This is a genomic window from Amycolatopsis plumensis (assembly GCF_042652605.1).
GTDB classification, from domain to species: domain Bacteria; phylum Actinomycetota; class Actinomycetes; order Mycobacteriales; family Pseudonocardiaceae; genus Amycolatopsis; species Amycolatopsis plumensis.
Genome location: NZ_JBHSJY010000001.1, coordinates 9281816 through 9297764, shown reverse-complemented (window position 1 = coordinate 9297764; position 15949 = coordinate 9281816). Strand labels below are relative to the sequence as shown.

Below are 15949 nucleotides of genomic sequence, written 5' to 3'. Positions count from 1 at the left end.
GCCGGGCGTGGTCAGCGACCTGCCCGCGCTTCCCACTGCCGGCAGGTACCGGGTGCTGCTTGATCCGGTGTCCGCGGGGACCGGTTCGATCGCGGTCGGCCCGGCGATGCCGATCTGGGACGCGGAGCCGGTACCGGTCCAGGAGCGCGTGTTCGGCCGCCACAAGGACTCCGGTGCGCCGTTGGGGCAGGCGGACGAACGCGCGAAGCCCGACTTCGCCGGCGACCCCCAGGGCCGCGTCATCGCCCTCGACGCCCACATCCGCCGGGCGGCGGGCAGCGAAGAACACCGCATCCTGCGCCGTGGTCACTCGTACCGCCTGTCGGACGAGGACGTCGGCCAGATCTTCGTCTGCTACCAGCGCGACCTGGAGTCGGGCTTCGCCACGATCCAGCGAAGGCTCGCCGGAGAGGCCCTGGAGAAGTACACCCTCCCCTTCGGCGGCGGCTATTTCTTCGTCCTCCCCGGAAGCACCGCAACGGCCGGCGACTACCCGGGCCGCGCCATGCTGGCCACGTAAGCTGGCTGCATGCGGATCGGCGAGCTGTCCAGGCGCACGGGCGTGAGTCAGCGCTCACTGCGGTATTACGAAGAGCAGGGCCTGCTGACCAGCTCACGCTCCGACGCTGGGCAGCGGCACTATTCCGAGGCCGCGGTCCAGCGCGTGGCGCTGATCCGACAGCTGTTCGACGCGGGTCTGTCCAGCCGGGTGATCGCGACCGTGCTGCCGTGTGTGGACATCCCCGGTGACCTGGACGTCGCCGAGGAGACGTACACGGCGATGACGCGGGAGCGCGACCGAATCGACGCCGAAATCGCGCACCTGATCGAGACCCGGGACGCGCTCGATGTGCTGCTCCGGGCCAACAGCCGGCACCGGGCGGAGCTGTCCAGGGCCCCGGAGCCGGTGACCCGGTCGGCCTGACGCTGTGACCTGCACCTCAGCCGCTTGCCCCTGACACCAATGTCAGAGGTGACGATGGCGACAGCGCCCGGAACCACCGGGCCGGTCATCAAGGAGGCGGCGAAAAATGGGGCAGGCATGGGGTTTCGGCAGGTACGGCGGGCCCGAGGTGCAGGAGTTCTTCGATCGTCCGGATCCCGCCCCCGGTCGCGGTGAGGTGCTGATCCGGGTCACGGTGGCCGGCGTGAATCCCCTCGACCACCTCCTGCGTGCGGGCCTGGTCCCCGGCCTCGACGGCGGCCGTCCGTTTCCCCGCGTGCTGGGCATGGAGGCAGCCGGAATCGTCCTGGCCTTGGGCGAGGACGTCGAAGGGCTCGAGGTGGGCGACGCGGTCTTCGGCTTCGCGCTCACGGGCGGCGGCACGTACGCCGAGACGACGGTGCTGTCGGCAGCGAACACCGCGCGCATCCCAGCGGGCCTGTCCGCAACGGTGGCGGCAACGCTGCCGGTCGCCGGAACCACCGCGGTGGACGCGCTCGACCAGCTCGGCCTCCCAGCCGGGGCCTCGCTCCTGATCAACGGCGTCGGCGGCGGAGTCGGCCTGGCCGTCGCCCGGCTCGCCGTTGCGCGCGAGCTGCGGGTGATCGGCACTGGGAGCACGGCCAAGCGCGAGCACGCTGAAGCTGTCGGGGTGCGGTTCATCGACTACACCGCCGAGGACGTGGTCGCTGTGGCACGCGAGCTGGCTCCAGACGGCTTCGACGGGATCGTCGACTTGGTCGGAGGCACCTCGCTGCGCACGGTTGCGCCGCTGGCCCGCGATCCCCGCAATGTCATTGCGGTGGGGGATCAGTCAGTGCCCGAAATCGGCGGCCGTTTCGTGGAGCGTCGCCTCGACCGCGAGAACCTGGACCGATCCGCCCGGCTGGCCCTCGACGGAGTCCTCGCACCGGTGATCACGGAGGTTTTCCCGCTCTCCGATGCCCCGGCTGCGCTCGCGGTGGTCGAGAACGGTCACACTGCGGGCAAGGTCGTCATCAAGGTGGCGTGAGAAGCGCTCGATCGCTGCGTCGGCGGGGGCTGTCAGGCGGTGTGTTGTGCCGTCATCACCGACTGGGTCACCGCGGACGGGCTTAAGACGCCGCGTCAACGGCGCAAGGCCGCGAGCTGTCCGCAGCCGCGGAAGTCCGCTTTTACGCCAAGGCGCGCCCGCTGCCGCTCGTCACCGGTCCCGGCAGTCAAGTCAAACCCACAACTGTGGCCGGCTACCCGGCCGTGAATGGGTGCTCAGCAAGGGAGAGGACGGCAGCTTCACGTCCTGCCAGGTGATCGTCGACGTCGCGTCCAGCCAAGGCCTCGCAACGCTGTACAACGGCCCGAGCGGCGAACCGGTCACCGCTTCCTGCGCCAAAGCGACGCAGCTCGTCGAGGGCGTTATCGGGGCGACGGTCCCCGTGGGCAGGTGCAGGGCTGCCCGGATCTCGGCGAGCAACCCGTCCCGGCCCGCGAGCTCGGTCGTCGGCCCGGGGAGCGGCCGGGATACCGCCCGGACCGGCGCGGCCGGGCCCGTCAACCGGTGCCGGATCTGTGTTCTCTCCGCGGGACATCGCCATCACCTCCCCTCATGGAATAGATCTGTGCCGGGCGGCTCCTTGTAACGGAGAGTGCCAACAATATCCCGAAAGGAGTACGGGAAACGATTTCCGGCCTTCGGCGGAGGCATCTCTGGTGACTTGGTGGTGGGGCCGAGCTGCTCGCACGCAAGGGCGGCATTGCCCGCCCGAAAGGGCCGGATCGCCGCTGTGACGGCTGCCGAGGGGGACACTGGCGCGTATGGAGTTCGCTCAGGAAAGGCATGTGCGCGACCGCCCCGAGCGATCGCGGACCACACCTGGGCGGGCGGTGCTCCCGATAGTCGCGTTGCAGCAGTCGGCGGGAAACCGAGCCGTGGGAATGCTGTTCCAGCGGATTCACGGCGAGGGCATCACCGTCCAGCGACAATCCTTTCAGCCGTCGACCGGTGCTCCGCCGACGCTGGAACCGCCCGCTGTGCCACTGGAGGGCATGCCGCCCGAGGTGTTCGAGCTGCCTCCCCTCGGCAGTCCCGCCGCGCGGGTCGCGGAACGCACCGCGGTCGAGGCGGCGGCGTCTCAAGCCGAGCGGGTCGTGGCGGAACGAGTGGCAGAGGAAGTCGTCGTCCAGGTCGGTGAGCGGATCGTCTCCCGTCGGCTGCTGGCCGGGCTCACCGCGGTGGCCATCGCGGACGAGTGGAACCCGGTCGGCTGGTTCCTCGACGGGGTGATCGTCGGGCTGCTGATATACGACGCCGTCGAGGGCTACCAGACGATCCGCACGTCCGCGCAAACGCGGCCGGCGCAGTCCCCGCCTTCCGCCGAAGCGCCGGGCGCCACGTCCGGTGTGCGGATCGTCGACCCCGTCCCGGTTCGGCCCGTCATAGCGCCGCACTCCGGCCCGTCCGCGCCCGTGCGCGCCCCGGGAACCGGTGGTGGCGCGCCGGTTACCGAGCCGGCCACCGACACGACTCCGCTTGAAGCCGCCCGCCGCGCCGATCCCGAGCTGGACAGGCTTATGGACATCGCCATCACGTTGCAGCTCGAAGTCGGCGCCGTGCCGGACGGCTCTCCTGTCACGGCGGTCTCGCGCGGTGGCCCCCGTACGCGCAGCCAGCGGGACCCCATGAGCTCGCCGATGATCCAGTCGATCCGCGAGTTGATGAGCCAGGCGGGCCTCCTCAACCCGCGAGATGGCACACTGCCTTATCACGCGGAGAAGAAGATGGTCGTCCAGTGGGGCGGCCCCTTCGCGGTCAACCAGAACATTTGCCCGAACTGCTGGCGGTTCCTCCGGTGGTTCGCGGGAACGATGGGACGGAGGATCGTGGTCGCCGACCCGGCGGGCGTCCACGTCATCATGCCCAACGGCGGGTTCTTGACGGGCCCGCTAGTGGTCCGGGTCCCCGCCAGCCGTTGACGACGCTCTCAGTCTCCTTGACTTCCCCGGAACTCCAACTGCTACGAGTAGCCGGCACCCGGGGCACAGCCTGCCGTTGGCCCGGCAGCTCCTGCTGCCGGAGCTGGACCCGGGACCCGACCCAGGCACGGCCGCGTCGGTGTTCGCGGACGATGATGCGGCGCGGGTACCTGTTCGGCCACCGCCGGATCGACCTGCTCACCCCACAGCTGGATCAGGCCGACGATCGGAAACGCACCGAACGGCGCGAGCGTCGGGCTCGGCTGGAGAAGCGAGCCGCGGACTTCGCGCGCAAGCAAAGCAACATCCTCAGCCAGGCCGAGGACGCCGACCCCACCGATCCAGATCACCGAACTCGATCAAGACGACCAGCGGTCACCGGCCACGACCACCCGTGAGGATGTCCAGGTCCGGCTCTACGAGCTCACCAAACTCCGAATCAGCATCGACCACGAAACGGACCACGCCATGATCGACATCACACTGCCCGGCGACAGGATCGAGGAGGTGGCCACAGCGGCAGCGGACGCGGAAGTCGTCAGGATGGCGAAGCCGCAGGTCGACGCTGGTGTGATTGCTGCGGGTGCCCCCGGTGAGATTCGAACTCACACTGGACGGGTTTTGAATCCGTTGCCTCTGCCAGTTGGGCTACGGGGGCGCGACGTGGTGACTCTACGGGATCACCGGACCCCGCCAACCTCCGGGTCTGACCACCGCCGACAAGCGAGTGTCATGCCCGCCACTACGTGGTGAACGCCATCTCTGCTTCTGGATCGTTCCCGGTAGGCTTCAGGTTCGCGGACCGCCGCGAGTCGACCACGCCCCGCCGAGTCTTCAGGAGGACCCCGGTGACCGATCAGGCTACCGAGGCCAATGGTGCCGACACCGTTCCGCAGCGTCGGGTGCTCGTTGCGGAAGACGAGGCTCTCATCCGGCTCGACCTCGTCGAAATGCTGCGCGAAGAGGGCTATGAGGTCGTCGGGGAAGCCGGGGATGGTGAGCAGGCCATCTCCCTCGCCACCGATCTGAAGCCCGATCTCGTCATCCTCGACGTCAAGATGCCGAAGCTGGACGGCATCGAGGCCGCGGCGAAGATCACCGGGGACCGGATCGCTCCCGTTGTCATCCTCACCGCCTTCAGCCAGCGTGACCTCGTCGAACGGGCGCGGGATGCCGGCACCATGGCCTACCTCGTCAAGCCCTTCGCCAAGCGGGACCTCGTTCCCGCCATCGAGCTCGCCGTCAGCCGGTTCTCCGAGCTGCAGGCCCTTGAGGCCGAGGTGGCCGGGCTCACCGACCGGCTCGAGACGCGGAAGGTCATCGACCGCGCCAAGGGCCTGCTCATGAGCCGCCAGGGGCTCACCGAGCCCGATGCCTTCCGGTGGATCCAGCGCACCGCCATGGACCGCCGGACCACGATGAAGGCCGTCGCCGAGGCCGTTGTGGAAAGTATCGGCAGCTGATCCACTCGAAAAGGGGGTAGCCGTCACCACGGTTACCCCCTTTTTCGTGACGCTCCGGGTGCCCGAAAGGGCGTACTTGGTACCTTTGCGAGCCTTCCCGGCGTGGCCGGGCGCAATGATCGACATCGGAACCCGTAGAGTCTGCACACCTTGAACCGGGCGTCAAGAGGCTCTCTGCGGGCTGATGCACACCGAGAGTCACGACCCGCTGGTCTGATTACGACGAGCGGGTGTAAATCATACGTTAATACTCGTGACGACCGTCACGATGTGGCTACAAGAGCACGTGTGACTCTGTGCAACGGCTCCCGGGGCGGCTACTTTCAGCGGCCAGTCAGGTCCCACGCCGGGACAGCCGCCCGACCGGGCGGCCAGGTGGCATTTGGAGGAACGAGTGCAGAAAGCACGACTTGCGAGGGTCATCGTGCTGGCCAGTGTCGGGGCCATCGCCCTCAGCGCGTGTTCGGCCCGGACCGACAGCGGTTCGAACAACAACAGCTCGAGCTCGCAGTCCCAGGCCGCGGCGCCGTCCGCCGCCGCCGACGCGGCCGACCCGGCCGGTGACGGCAAGGCCCAGTGTGCCCCGACCTCCATCGCGTACGCGGGCACCATCAACGGCGCCAACGCCGCGCTGGGCGTCAACATCCTGAACGGCGCGAAGCTCGCCGTGGACCAGCACAACAAGGCCAACCCGGGCTGCCAGGTCAAGCTGGAGCAGTTCGACACCGAGGGCACCCCGGACAAGGCGCCCGGCATCGTGACCCAGATCGTCAACACGCCGGCGATCATCGGTGTCGTCGGCCTGCCGTTCTCGGGTGAGTCGAAGGCCGCCGGCAACATCTTCAACGGCGCGGGCCTGGTCACGGTCACCCCGTCGGCCACCAACCCGACCCTGTCCCAGAACGGCTGGAAGACCTTCTTCCGCGGTCTGGGCAACGACAACACCCAGGGCCCGGCCGCCGCGAAGTTCATGACCGGCGAGCTCAAGGCCGCCAAGGTGTGCGTCATCAAGGACGACTCCGACTACGGCACCGGCCTCGCGGCTTCGACCGTCCAGGCGCTCGGCGACAAGGGCACCTGCCAGGACAGCGTCAAGACCAAGCAGACCGACTTCTCGGCCGTGGTCAACAAGATCAAGAGTGAGAAGCCGGACGCCGTCTTCTACTCCGGGTACTACCAGGAAGCCGCGCCCTTCGCGCAGCAGCTGAACGACGCCGGTGTCACGGCCAAGTTCGTCGGCCCGGACGGCGTGAAGGACGACGAGTTCGTCAAGGGTGCCGGCGAGGCGGCCGCGAACGCGTACTTCACGTGCCCGTGTGTCCCGGCTGACCAGTTCACCAAGTTCACCGACGCCTACAAGGCCGCGGTGGGCAAGGACCCGGGCACCTACTCGCCCGAGGCCTACGACCTGGCGACGATCCTGCTCAAGGGCATCGACGCGGGCAAGAAGGACCGCGCGGGCCTGCTCGACTTCGTCAAGAGCTACGACGGCCAGGGCATCACGAAGCACTTCAAGTGGGACGACAAGGGCGAGCTGGCCAGCACGACCGTGTGGACCTACAAGGTCGAGGGCGGGAAGATCGTCCGCAACACCGAGATCAAGTAGCGCAACGCTTCCGTTCTGATTACCGGGGTGCACGTCCGGCGGCTGGATCCCGCCGGGCCTGCACCCCGGTCCCACATGGAGAACTAGTGTGTCATTGACTCATGACCTGAGCTCGGCCGTGCTGGTCCACAGCGACAGCTGGATCACGTTCAACGTGGACGCGTTCCTCGACCAGTTCTGGAACAACACGTTCGACGGCCTCGCCTACGGCAGCATCTACGCACTCGTGGCGCTGGGGTACACCCTCGTCTACGGCGTCCTGAAGCTCATCAACTTCGCCCACTCCGAAGTGTTCATCTACGGCGTCTACGCGACGTGGTTCACCTTCTACGGCCTCGGCTTCCGGCCCGGCAAGACGCCCACGCTGACGGTGGTCGAGCTCGTCGGCTTCCTGTTGCTGGCGTTGCTGGCGTCGATGGCGATATCCGGCGGCACGGCGGTGGTGCTGGAACGCGTGGCCTATCGGCCGCTGAGAAAACGCGGGGCGCCCAAGCTGGTCTTCCTGATCACCGCGATCGGCGCGTCCTTCGTGCTGCAGCAGCTCATCTTCATCTGGCGCGGCGGCAACCCCGAGCTCGGCATCCGCCTGATGCGCAACGAAGAGGTCTTCACGATCTTCGGCGGCAGCGTCACCAACGTCACGATCATCACGGTGATCGCCTCGATCGTGCTGATGCTGGGCGCCAACTACTTCGTCAACAAGACCAAGTTCGGCCGCGGCATCCGCGCCGTGGCGCAGGACCCGGACACCGCGACGCTGATGGGCGTGAACAAGGAACGCGTCATCATGCTGACCTTCCTCATCGGCGGTCTGCTCGCCGGTGCGGCAGCCCTGTTCTACATGATGAAGATCCCGCAGGGCGCGTGGTACCAGGGCGGCTTCCTCCTCGGCATCAAGGCGTTCACGGCGGCGGTGCTCGGCGGGATCGGCAACCTGCGCGGCGCGCTGCTCGGCGGCTTGCTGCTCGGTATCGCCGAGAACTACGGGCAGTCGCTGTTCGGCGGAGGCTGGCGCGACATCGTCGCGTTCGCGCTGCTGGTGCTGGTCCTGATGATCCGTCCCACCGGCATCCTCGGTGAGTCGCTCGGAAAGGCCCGGGTATGACGACGACCACGACTCCTCCGGCGGCGGCGACCGCCCGCAAGCACTCGCTCCGCGAGCGCTGGAACAACCTCAGCCGCGTGCAGCAGTGGGTGATCCTCATCCCGCTGGTGGTGCTCATCTACTTCCTGCCGGTGCTGAACCCGCCGATCATCAGCACCCAGCCCGGGTACGACTTCCCGATCGCGATGTTCGAGGTGGCCCGCTACGCGCTGGTCGCCATCGGCCTCAACGTCGTGGTCGGCCAGGCGGGCCTGCTGGACCTCGGCTACGTCGGGTTCTTCGCCATCGGCGCGTACGTGATGGCGCTGTTCACCAGCCCCGACTCCTCGCTGTCGCACCTGCCGTTCCTGGTCGTGCTCCCCATCGCGATGGTGGTCACGATGGTCTTCGGGGTGATCCTCGGGACACCGACACTGCGGTTGCGCGGGGACTACCTGGCGATCGTGACGCTCGGGTTCGGCGAGATCGTCCGCCTGCTCGCCGACAACGTCGGCCCGCTGCGCGGCAACTCCGGGTTCAAGGAGGTCGGGCACCCGCCGGGCACGAACGCCGACGGGTCCGCGCTGTTCAACAACTCGAACGGCATCCCCTGGTACTGGCTGTGCGTCACGCTGATCATCGCCGTCTTGTTCCTGGTCGGGAACCTGGAGCGCAGCCGGGTCGGCCGCGCCTGGGTCGCCATCCGGGACGACGAGGACGCGGCGGAGATCATGGGCGTGCCGACCTTCAAGTTCAAGATCTGGGCGTTCATCAGCGGCGCGGCGATCGGCGGCCTCTCCGGCGCGCTCTACGCCGGCCAGCTCGGCTTCGTGAACAACCAGAAGTTCGACGTCGTCACGTCGATGCTGTTCCTCGCCGCGGTGATCCTCGGCGGCTCGGGCAACAAGGTCGGCGTCCTGCTGGGCGCGTGCGTGGTCGCCTACGTCCCGCTGCGCTTCCAGGCGATCGCGGAGTACAAGTACCTGATTTTCGGTCTGGCGCTGATCATCCTGATGATCTTCCGCCCGCAGGGCCTGCTCGGCGCTCGCCAGCGGCTGCTGGCCTACGGCAGGCAGGCGTACCAGCGCCTGCTGGGCCGGGGCGAGCAGATCAGCAGTGACGGCGCGCTGCAGACCGAATCGACCCCGGGGAGCAAGTCATGACCGACCCCCAGAACGGCGGTCCCGAGGTCGCCGCGGAGGGTGGCCTCGTCGCCGAGCTGCAGCACATGACGGCCGAGGAGCGGGCCGAGCACGACGCCGAGGTCGCCGAGGTCGTCGCCACCGACCGCGACATGGAGGTCGAGGTCGGGCAGACGCTGCTCGAGGTCGACGACGTCACCATGCGCTTCGGTGGTCTGGTCGCGCTCGACCAGATCTCGTTCACCATCCGCCGCGGCGAGATCCTCGGCCTGATCGGGCCGAACGGCGCGGGCAAGACGACGTGCTTCAACGCGATGACGGGCGTCTACCGGCCGACCTCGGGTGAGGTCCGGCTCGAAGGCCACGCGCTGGGCAAGACGTCGCGCCACGGCATCACCCAGCTGGGCATCGCGCGGACGTTCCAGAACATCCGCCTGTTCAGCGAGATGACCGCGCTGGAGAACGTCGTCGTCGGCACCGACGCGCGGCACAAGACCAGCCTGCTCGGCGCGCTGGTGCGCTCCCCGCGCCACCACCGCGAGGAGAAGGCCGCCGTCGAGAAGGCGATGGCCCTGCTGGAGTTCGTCGGCATCGCCGACCGGGCGGCCGACCGGGCGAAGAACCTGCCCTACGGCTACCAGCGGCGCCTGGAGATCGCGCGGGCGCTGGCCACCGAGCCGAAGCTGCTCTGCCTGGACGAGCCCGCGGCGGGCTTCAACCCGGCGGAGAAGGAAGACCTCATGGGTCTGATCCGGACCATCCGCGACGACGGCTACACCGTCCTGCTGATCGAACACGACATGAAGCTCGTCATGGGCGTGACCGACCGGATCGTGGTGCTGGAGTTCGGCAAGAAGATCGCCGAAGGACTGCCGGCCGAGATCCGCGAGAACCCCGCGGTGATCGCGGCCTACCTGGGGGTGCCTGACGATGACGTTGCTTGAGTTGTCGGACGTGTCCGTCCACTACGGACGGATCCAGGCGGTCTCCGGGCTGTCCATCACGGTGAACGAGGGCGAGGTCGTCACGCTCATCGGTGCCAACGGCGCCGGCAAGTCGACGACCATGCGGGCCATCTCCGGCATCCGGCCGATCTCCTCCGGGAAGATCACCTTCGCCGGCGAGGACATCTCCAAGCTGCGCGGTGACCTGCGGGTGGTCCGCGGGATCTCCCAGGCGCCGGAAGGCCGGGGCATCTTCCCCGGCATGACGGTGCTGGAGAACCTCGACATGGGCGCGTACGCCCGCAAGGACCGCAAGGACCTCGGCGCGGACCTGGACCGGGTGTTCGAGCTGTTCCCGCGGCTGGCGGAACGCAAGACCCAGATGGGCGGCACGATGTCCGGCGGCGAGCAGCAGATGCTCGCCATCGGCCGCGCCCTGATGGCGAAGCCGAAGCTGCTGCTGCTGGACGAGCCGTCGATGGGCCTCGCGCCGCAGTTCATCCAGCAGATCTTCCGGATCATCACGGAGATCAACAAGCAGGGCACCACGGTCCTGCTCGTGGAGCAGAACGCGCAGCAGGCGCTGTCCCGCGCCCACCGCGCGTACGTGCTCGAGACCGGCCGGATCACCAAGTCCGGCACCGGCAAGGAGCTGCTCGCGGACAACAGCATCAAGGAGGCGTACCTGGGCGTCGGCTGACGTCCAAGACGGCTTCGCACCGGCCCCGCGCGCTCCGGCGTGCGGGGCCGGTGTGCGTCCGGCACCACAACCGTCGGTTGTCGGCGACGCCGGAACGGCTGTTGGACCCGCCCCGCTCTCCGGCGGTTTGCTTGTGGTGAACCGAAGAACGAAGGAGAGCAAGATGATCGAGGGTGTTGCCGCCGGGGTGCCGTTCGTGGCGGTGCCGCCGGCGGACCAGGACACTCCGGCGGCGCTGGTCGCGGGCTGGCACCTGATGGACGAGCCGTCCGGTGAGCGGGCGATGGCCGAAGCCGTCCCGATGGCGGGTCTCCAGGCGTGGCGCGTCTACTTCGGACTCCCGCTGTCCGGGGCGAGGCTGCCCGAAGGCGGCCCCGAGGAGGTCTTCCGGCGGGCGAGCGAGGACGCCGTGCTGAATGTGTTCGAGCCGGTGACCGAGCAGGCGGCGGGCGAGTTCCCGGCCGCGCTGGCCGAGCTGCGCGACCGGCTGCCGGGCGCGACCGGGCCGCTCGGCGTGTTCGGCGGCTCGGCGGGTGCGCTCGTGGCCCTGGAGGTGCTGGCGCGCGGGGACGCCGAGATCGCGGCCGCCGCGGTGGTGAGCCCGGTCGTCCAGCTCGCGCCGATGATCGCCGCCAACGAACGGCGCTTCGGGGTGACGTACACGTGGACCGAGCGCTCCCGCGCCGTGGCGGCGCGCTACGACTTCGTGGACCGGGCCGCCGAGCTGACCGCGCCGCTCCTGCTGGTCGCCGGCGCGGACGACGACGTCGCCGTGCGCGAGCCCGCCGGGGCGCTGCACGCGAAGCTGGGGGGCGAGCTGGTGACGGTCGAGGGGATGGCGCACGAGTTCCCGCCGGGGACCGCGGCAGCGAAGGCGGTCGACGCGGCGTTCACGGAGTGGTTCGCGCGGCGGCTGCGAGGCTGACGTCCCCGGACGGCAGCCAGGCGTGCTCCGGGTCGTAGGCGCACCAGCCCTCCTCGCGGCTGGTGCGCCCGGCGACGGCCAGGAGCCGCCGCAGCGCCGGGCTCGCCTTGCCGCGCCGCCAGACCAGCGACCACGGGAACAGCGGCGACGGCTCGAACGGCAGCACCTTGAGGTTCAGGTCGGGCGCCAGTTCCATGTCGGCGCCGGCCAGGGTGACGCGCCGCTTGCCGTACCGCGTCTGCTCCAGGGTGTGCCGCAGGTCGTAGCTGACGCCGGAGTCGTCGATCGGCACGCCGAACTCCTCGCACAGCTCGTGTAGGTAGGACAGCCATTCGGCGGGGCCGCCGAGCCCGGGCAGCCAGATCCCGTCGGCGCGCAGCTCGTCGAGGCGTATAACGTCCTGCACGGCCAGGGGGTGCTCCGGCGCGAGCAGGGCGACCAGCGGCTCGAGCCGGACGGGCCGGTGCTCCAGCTCGTCCGGCAGCGGCCGCCCGCAGCCGGACACCCGGCCGAAGGCGGCGTCGAGTTCCCCGGACAGCAGCGGGTCGATCGCGTTGGCGAACCCGCGGCCGGCGACCCGGTCGATGCGCAGGTCCGGTTCGTGCACGGCCAGCCGGCGGAGCAGGGACATCGGGGAGAGCCGGTGGTCGACGAGGTCCAGCCGCAGCGGCCGGTCCTCGGCACCCATCGCGGCCACCGCGGCGTCGGCCACCCGCACCAGCTCACGCGCGTGGGGGAGGAACCGTTCGCCGTCGGCGGTCAGCTCGACCGCGCGGGGCGTGCGCACGAACAGCGGTGTGCCCAGGGCGTCTTCGAGCTTCTTGATCCGCTTCGACAACGCCTGCTGGGTGAGGAACAGGGCCTGCGCGGCCCGCCCGAAGTGCCGCTGCTCCGCGGTCACCACGAACGCCCGGATCTGGGCGAGGTCGAGGTCCACGGGGCTCAGGCGCCCGGCGGGCGGTCCCGGACCACGCAGGTGAGCCGCGCGGTGCAGGTGCGGCGGCCCTCGTCGTCGGTCAGCACGATCTCCGCGGTGATCGTGCCGCGGCCGACGTGCAGCGGGGTGGCCACGCCGGTGACCGTGCCCGAGCGGACGGCCCGGTGGTGCGTGCAGGACAGCTCCAGGCCCATCGCCGCGCGGTCCGGGCCCGCGTTCAGCGCGGCGACCGTCGAGCCCAGCGCCTCGGCGAGCACGGCGTTGGCGCCGCCGTGCAGCAGCCCGTACGGCTGGAGGTTGCCCTCGACCGGGATGGTGCCGACCACGCGTTCGGCGGTGGCTTCCAGGAGCTTCAGGCCGACCTTGTCGTTCAGCTGCTGGTCCGCGGCGGCCGGATCGATCCCGGCGTAGTCCTCGACCGCGACGTCTGCGGCGCGTTCGGTCACGCAAAGCTCCTCTTCCTATGCGACACGTAAGAGTGTCGGACCCTCAGCCTAGACTCGGCCTCGTGAGCCCGAGTGAGAAGACGACCGTTGCCAACGCCACAGGATCCACCAGCCTCGCCGACCGGCCGAAGCTGCTGCTGATCGACGGCCATTCGATGGCCTACCGCGCGTTCTTCGCCCTGCCCGCGGAGAACTTCAAGACGAAGACCGGCCAGGTCACGAACGCGGTCTTCGGCTTCACCTCGATGCTCATCAACCTCCTGCGCGACGAAGCGCCGACCCACCTCGCGGTGGCGTTCGACCTCTCGCGCAAGACGTTCCGCTCGGAGACCTACGCCGACTACAAGGCCAACCGCAGCACCACGCCGGACGAGTTCCGCGGCCAGGTGGACCTGGTCAAGGACGTCCTCCGGGTGCTCGGCATCCCGTCGCTGGTCAAGGAGAACTTCGAAGCCGACGACATCATCGCCACGCTCACCTCGCAGGCGACGGCGGACGGCTTCGACGTGCTCATCTGTACCGGCGACCGCGACGCGCTGCAGCTGGTCACCGACCAGGTCACCGTGCTGTACCCGAAGCGCGGCGTCTCGGAGATGACCCGGTTCACCCCGGACGCCGTCGAGGAGAAGTACGGACTCACCCCGCAGCAGTACCCGGACTTCGCCGCGCTGCGCGGCGACCCGTCGGACAACCTGCCGAGCATCCCGGGCGTCGGCGAGAAGACCGCGGCCAAGTGGATCAAGCAGTTCGGCTCGCTCGCCGACCTGATCGACCGCGTTGACGAGGTCAAGGGCAAGGTCGGCGACGCGCTGCGGGCGCACCTGTCCTCGGTCCAGCTCAACCGGCAGCTCACCGAGCTGATCCGCGACGTCGAGCTGGAGGTCGCGCCGTCCGGGCTGGAGCTGCGCCCGTGGGATCGCGAAGCGGTCCACGCCCTGTTCGACGAGCTGGAGTTCCGCGTGCTGCGCGATCGGCTCTTCGCGACGCTGCAGAGCGCCGAGCCGGAGGCCGACGAGGGCTTCGAGATCTCCGGATCCGCGCTCGCGCCCGGTGCGCTGGGTGCGTGGCTGACCGAGCACGCGGGCGCGGGCGAGCTGGTGGCCCTGTCCTTCCGCGCGGTCGGCACGTCCGTCCGGTCCGACCTGCGCGCGGTCGCCTTCGCCACGGTCGACGGCGAAGGGGCGTATGTCGACGTCACGGCGATGGACCAGGCCGACGACGCGGCCCTCGCCGCCTGGCTCGCCGACAGCGGTATCCGCAAGGTCGGCCACGACCTCAAGGTGCCGTTGCACGCGATCCGCGCCCGCGGCTGGGCCCTCGCCGGGCTCGCCATGGACACCGCGCTCGCCGCCTACCTGGTGCGGCCCGGGCAGCGCACCTTCGAGCTCGACGACCTCGCGCTGCGCTACCTGCACCGCGAGCTGCGCTCGGAGACCGACGGCGGCGACGGGCAGCTGTCCCTGCTCGACGGCGGCGCCGAAGGCCTGGAGCAGAAGGAGATCCAGGACGAGCTGGTCAAGGCCCGCGCGATCTTCGAGCTGGCCGGCGCGCTCGAGAAGGAGCTCGAGCAGATCGGCGGCGCGAAGCTGCTCGCCGAGCTGGAGCTGCCGCTGCTCGAAGTGATCACCGAGGTGGAGATCGCCGGCGTCGCCGTCGACCTCGAGCAGCTGACTTCGCTGGAGGCGCACTACCTTTCGCGGGTCACGCAGGCGGCCGAAGAGGCGTACGCGGTGATCGGCAAGCAGATCAACCTCGGGTCGCCGAAGCAGCTGCAGGTCGTGCTGTTCGACGAGCTCGGCATGCCGAAGACCAAGCGCACCAAGACCGGCTACACCACCGACGCCGAGGCGCTGCAGGGCCTGTTCGAGAAAACCGAGCACCCGTTCCTGCAGCACATGCTGGAGCACCGGGACGCGACGAAGCTGCGCACGACGGTCGAGGGGCTGATCAAGGCCGTCGCCGACGACGGCCGCATCCACACCACGCTGCTGCAGACGATCGCGGCCACCGGGCGGCTGTCCTCGACCGAGCCGAACCTGCAGAACATCCCGGTCCGCACCGAAGAGGGCCGCCGCATCCGCGACGCCTTCGTCGTCGGCGACGGCTTCACCGAGCTGATGACCGCGGACTACAGCCAGATCGAAATGCGGATCATGGCGCACCTGTCGAAGGACGAAGGCCTGATCGAGGCGTTCAACTCCGGCGAGGACCTGCACACGTTCGTCGCGTCGCGGGCGTTCTCGATGCCGCCGGAGGAGATCACGCCGGAGCTGCGCTACCGCGTCAAGGCGATGTCGTACGGCCTCGCGTACGGGCTGTCGGCGTACGGGCTTTCGCAGCAGCTGCGGATTTCCACCGAGGAAGCCAAGGAACAGATGGAGGCGTACTTCGCCCGCTTCGGCGGCATCAGCGACTACCTCCACTCGGTGGTCGGCGAAGCGGCGAAGTGCGGGTACACGGAGACGATCTTCGGCCGCCGCCGCTACCTGCCGGACCTCAACAGCGACAACCGCCAGCGCCGCGAGATGGCCGAGCGGATGGCGCTCAACGCCCCGATCCAGGGCAGCGCGGCCGACATCATCAAGGTCGCGATGCTCAACGTCCACCGCGCGCTGGTCGAGGCGAAGCTGAAGAGCCGGATCCTGCTGCAGGTCCACGACGAACTGGTGCTGGAAGTCGCGGAGGGGGAGAAGGAACAGCTGGAGAAGCTGGTGCGCGAGGGCATGGGCTCGGCGTACGCCCTGGCCGTGCCGCTCGAGGTCTCGGTCGGCTACGGCCGGTCGTGGAACGAAGCCGCGCATTAGCTT

Annotated in this window: 15 protein-coding genes and 1 tRNA gene; 13 read left to right on the top strand and 3 right to left on the bottom strand. The window is 69.3% G+C overall.

The window, feature by feature from the left end; genetic code table 11:
- Nucleotides 1-7: 7 nt before the first annotated feature.
- The 5 genes from ACFPLC_RS44775 (at nucleotide 8) to ACFPLC_RS44755 (ending at nucleotide 4293) form a co-directional block, all read left to right on the top strand.
- On the top strand, nucleotides 8-520 hold the full coding sequence (locus ACFPLC_RS44775) for a Dyp-type peroxidase (RefSeq protein WP_378190263.1): 513 nt from the start codon (nucleotides 8-10) through the stop codon (nucleotides 518-520).
- Nucleotides 521-529: 9 nt separating this feature from the next.
- On the top strand, nucleotides 530-925 hold the full coding sequence (locus tag ACFPLC_RS44770) for a MerR family transcriptional regulator (RefSeq protein WP_378190261.1): 396 nt from the start codon (nucleotides 530-532) through the stop codon (nucleotides 923-925).
- Nucleotides 926-1031: 106 nt separating this feature from the next.
- Entirely contained in the window at nucleotides 1032-1955 is a 924-nt protein-coding gene (locus tag ACFPLC_RS44765) for an NADP-dependent oxidoreductase (protein ID WP_378190259.1), read from the top strand.
- 902 nt (nucleotides 1956-2857) lie between these two features.
- Nucleotides 2858-3895, top strand: coding sequence for a hypothetical protein (locus ACFPLC_RS44760; protein WP_378190257.1), 1038 nt, complete (start codon nucleotides 2858-2860; stop codon nucleotides 3893-3895).
- Nucleotides 3896-4047: 152 nt separating this feature from the next.
- On the top strand, nucleotides 4048-4293 hold the full coding sequence (locus tag ACFPLC_RS44755) for a hypothetical protein (RefSeq protein ID WP_378236198.1): 246 nt from the start codon (nucleotides 4048-4050) through the stop codon (nucleotides 4291-4293).
- Between the two features lie 186 nt (nucleotides 4294-4479).
- Here the strand turns inward: ACFPLC_RS44755 and ACFPLC_RS44750 are convergent.
- Nucleotides 4480-4553, bottom strand: a tRNA-Leu gene (locus tag ACFPLC_RS44750).
- Between the two features lie 190 nt (nucleotides 4554-4743).
- On the opposite strand from ACFPLC_RS44750, the gene ACFPLC_RS44745 reads away from it, so the two are divergent.
- The 7 genes from ACFPLC_RS44745 to ACFPLC_RS44715 all read left to right on the top strand — a co-directional run bounded on the left by ACFPLC_RS44745 (nucleotide 4744) and on the right by ACFPLC_RS44715 (nucleotide 11759).
- Nucleotides 4744-5358: an ANTAR domain-containing response regulator gene (locus ACFPLC_RS44745; protein WP_086851473.1), complete on the top strand. Its 615-nt coding sequence runs from the start codon at nucleotides 4744-4746 to the stop codon at nucleotides 5356-5358.
- 424 nt (nucleotides 5359-5782) lie between these two features.
- Nucleotides 5783-6964 (top strand): branched-chain amino acid ABC transporter substrate-binding protein, encoded by a 1182-nt coding sequence (locus tag ACFPLC_RS44740; protein ID WP_378190299.1) that lies wholly within the window; start codon nucleotides 5783-5785, stop codon nucleotides 6962-6964.
- Nucleotides 6965-7058: 94 nt separating this feature from the next.
- The gene (locus ACFPLC_RS44735) at nucleotides 7059-8069 is read left to right on the top strand and encodes a branched-chain amino acid ABC transporter permease (protein ID WP_378190297.1); all 1011 of its coding nucleotides are present in this window, start codon (nucleotides 7059-7061) and stop codon (nucleotides 8067-8069) included.
- Nucleotides 8066-9211: a branched-chain amino acid ABC transporter permease gene (locus ACFPLC_RS44730; RefSeq protein ID WP_378190255.1), complete on the top strand. Its 1146-nt coding sequence runs from the start codon at nucleotides 8066-8068 to the stop codon at nucleotides 9209-9211. The genes ACFPLC_RS44735 and ACFPLC_RS44730 overlap by 4 nt, the downstream gene beginning before the upstream one ends.
- Nucleotides 9208-10134, top strand: coding sequence for an ABC transporter ATP-binding protein (locus tag ACFPLC_RS44725; RefSeq protein ID WP_378190253.1), 927 nt, complete (start codon nucleotides 9208-9210; stop codon nucleotides 10132-10134). Before ACFPLC_RS44730 ends, ACFPLC_RS44725 begins: the two co-directional genes overlap by 4 nt.
- Nucleotides 10121-10834 (top strand): ABC transporter ATP-binding protein, encoded by a 714-nt coding sequence (locus ACFPLC_RS44720; protein ID WP_446681630.1) that lies wholly within the window; start codon nucleotides 10121-10123, stop codon nucleotides 10832-10834. The genes ACFPLC_RS44725 and ACFPLC_RS44720 overlap by 14 nt, the downstream gene beginning before the upstream one ends.
- A 163-nt stretch (nucleotides 10835-10997) precedes the next feature.
- Nucleotides 10998-11759 carry an alpha/beta hydrolase family protein gene (locus tag ACFPLC_RS44715; protein WP_378190251.1) on the top strand — a complete coding sequence of 254 codons (762 nt, stop codon included), beginning with the start codon at nucleotides 10998-11000 and terminating at the stop codon, nucleotides 11757-11759.
- On the opposite strand, the gene ACFPLC_RS44710 is transcribed toward ACFPLC_RS44715, so the two are convergent.
- Both ACFPLC_RS44710 and ACFPLC_RS44705 read right to left on the bottom strand, forming a co-directional pair.
- The gene (locus ACFPLC_RS44710) at nucleotides 11725-12696 is read right to left on the bottom strand and encodes a LysR family transcriptional regulator (RefSeq protein ID WP_378190249.1); all 972 of its coding nucleotides are present in this window, start codon (nucleotides 12694-12696) and stop codon (nucleotides 11725-11727) included. The genes ACFPLC_RS44715 and ACFPLC_RS44710 overlap by 35 nt on opposite strands.
- A gap of 5 nt (nucleotides 12697-12701) precedes the next feature.
- Nucleotides 12702-13142 carry a PaaI family thioesterase gene (locus ACFPLC_RS44705; protein WP_378190247.1) on the bottom strand — a complete coding sequence of 147 codons (441 nt, stop codon included), beginning with the start codon at nucleotides 13140-13142 and terminating at the stop codon, nucleotides 12702-12704.
- Nucleotides 13143-13204: 62 nt separating this feature from the next.
- On the opposite strand from ACFPLC_RS44705, the gene polA reads away from it, so the two are divergent.
- On the top strand, nucleotides 13205-15946 hold the full coding sequence (gene polA / locus ACFPLC_RS44700; protein WP_378190244.1) for a DNA polymerase I: 2742 nt from the start codon (nucleotides 13205-13207) through the stop codon (nucleotides 15944-15946).
- The last annotated feature ends 3 nt before the right edge of the window (nucleotides 15947-15949 follow it).

What these genes read in the sequence shown, in the direction of transcription:
- ACFPLC_RS44770 (WP_378190261.1), top strand. Translation starts at nt 530, where the DNA reads ATGCGGATCGGCGAGCTGTCCAGGCGCACGGGCGTGAGTCAGCGCTCA.
- ACFPLC_RS44765 (WP_378190259.1), top strand. Translation starts at nt 1,032, where the DNA reads ATGGGGCAGGCATGGGGTTTCGGCAGGTACGGCGGGCCCGAGGTGCAG.
- ACFPLC_RS44760 (WP_378190257.1), top strand. Translation starts at nt 2,858, where the DNA reads ATGCTGTTCCAGCGGATTCACGGCGAGGGCATCACCGTCCAGCGACAA.
- ACFPLC_RS44755 (WP_378236198.1), top strand. Translation starts at nt 4,048, where the DNA reads ATGATGCGGCGCGGGTACCTGTTCGGCCACCGCCGGATCGACCTGCTC.
- ACFPLC_RS44730 (WP_378190255.1), top strand. Translation starts at nt 8,066, where the DNA reads ATGACGACGACCACGACTCCTCCGGCGGCGGCGACCGCCCGCAAGCAC.
- ACFPLC_RS44725 (WP_378190253.1), top strand. Translation starts at nt 9,208, where the DNA reads ATGACCGACCCCCAGAACGGCGGTCCCGAGGTCGCCGCGGAGGGTGGC.
- ACFPLC_RS44720 (WP_446681630.1), top strand. Translation starts at nt 10,121, where the DNA reads ATGACGTTGCTTGAGTTGTCGGACGTGTCCGTCCACTACGGACGGATC.
- ACFPLC_RS44715 (WP_378190251.1), top strand. Translation starts at nt 10,998, where the DNA reads ATGATCGAGGGTGTTGCCGCCGGGGTGCCGTTCGTGGCGGTGCCGCCG.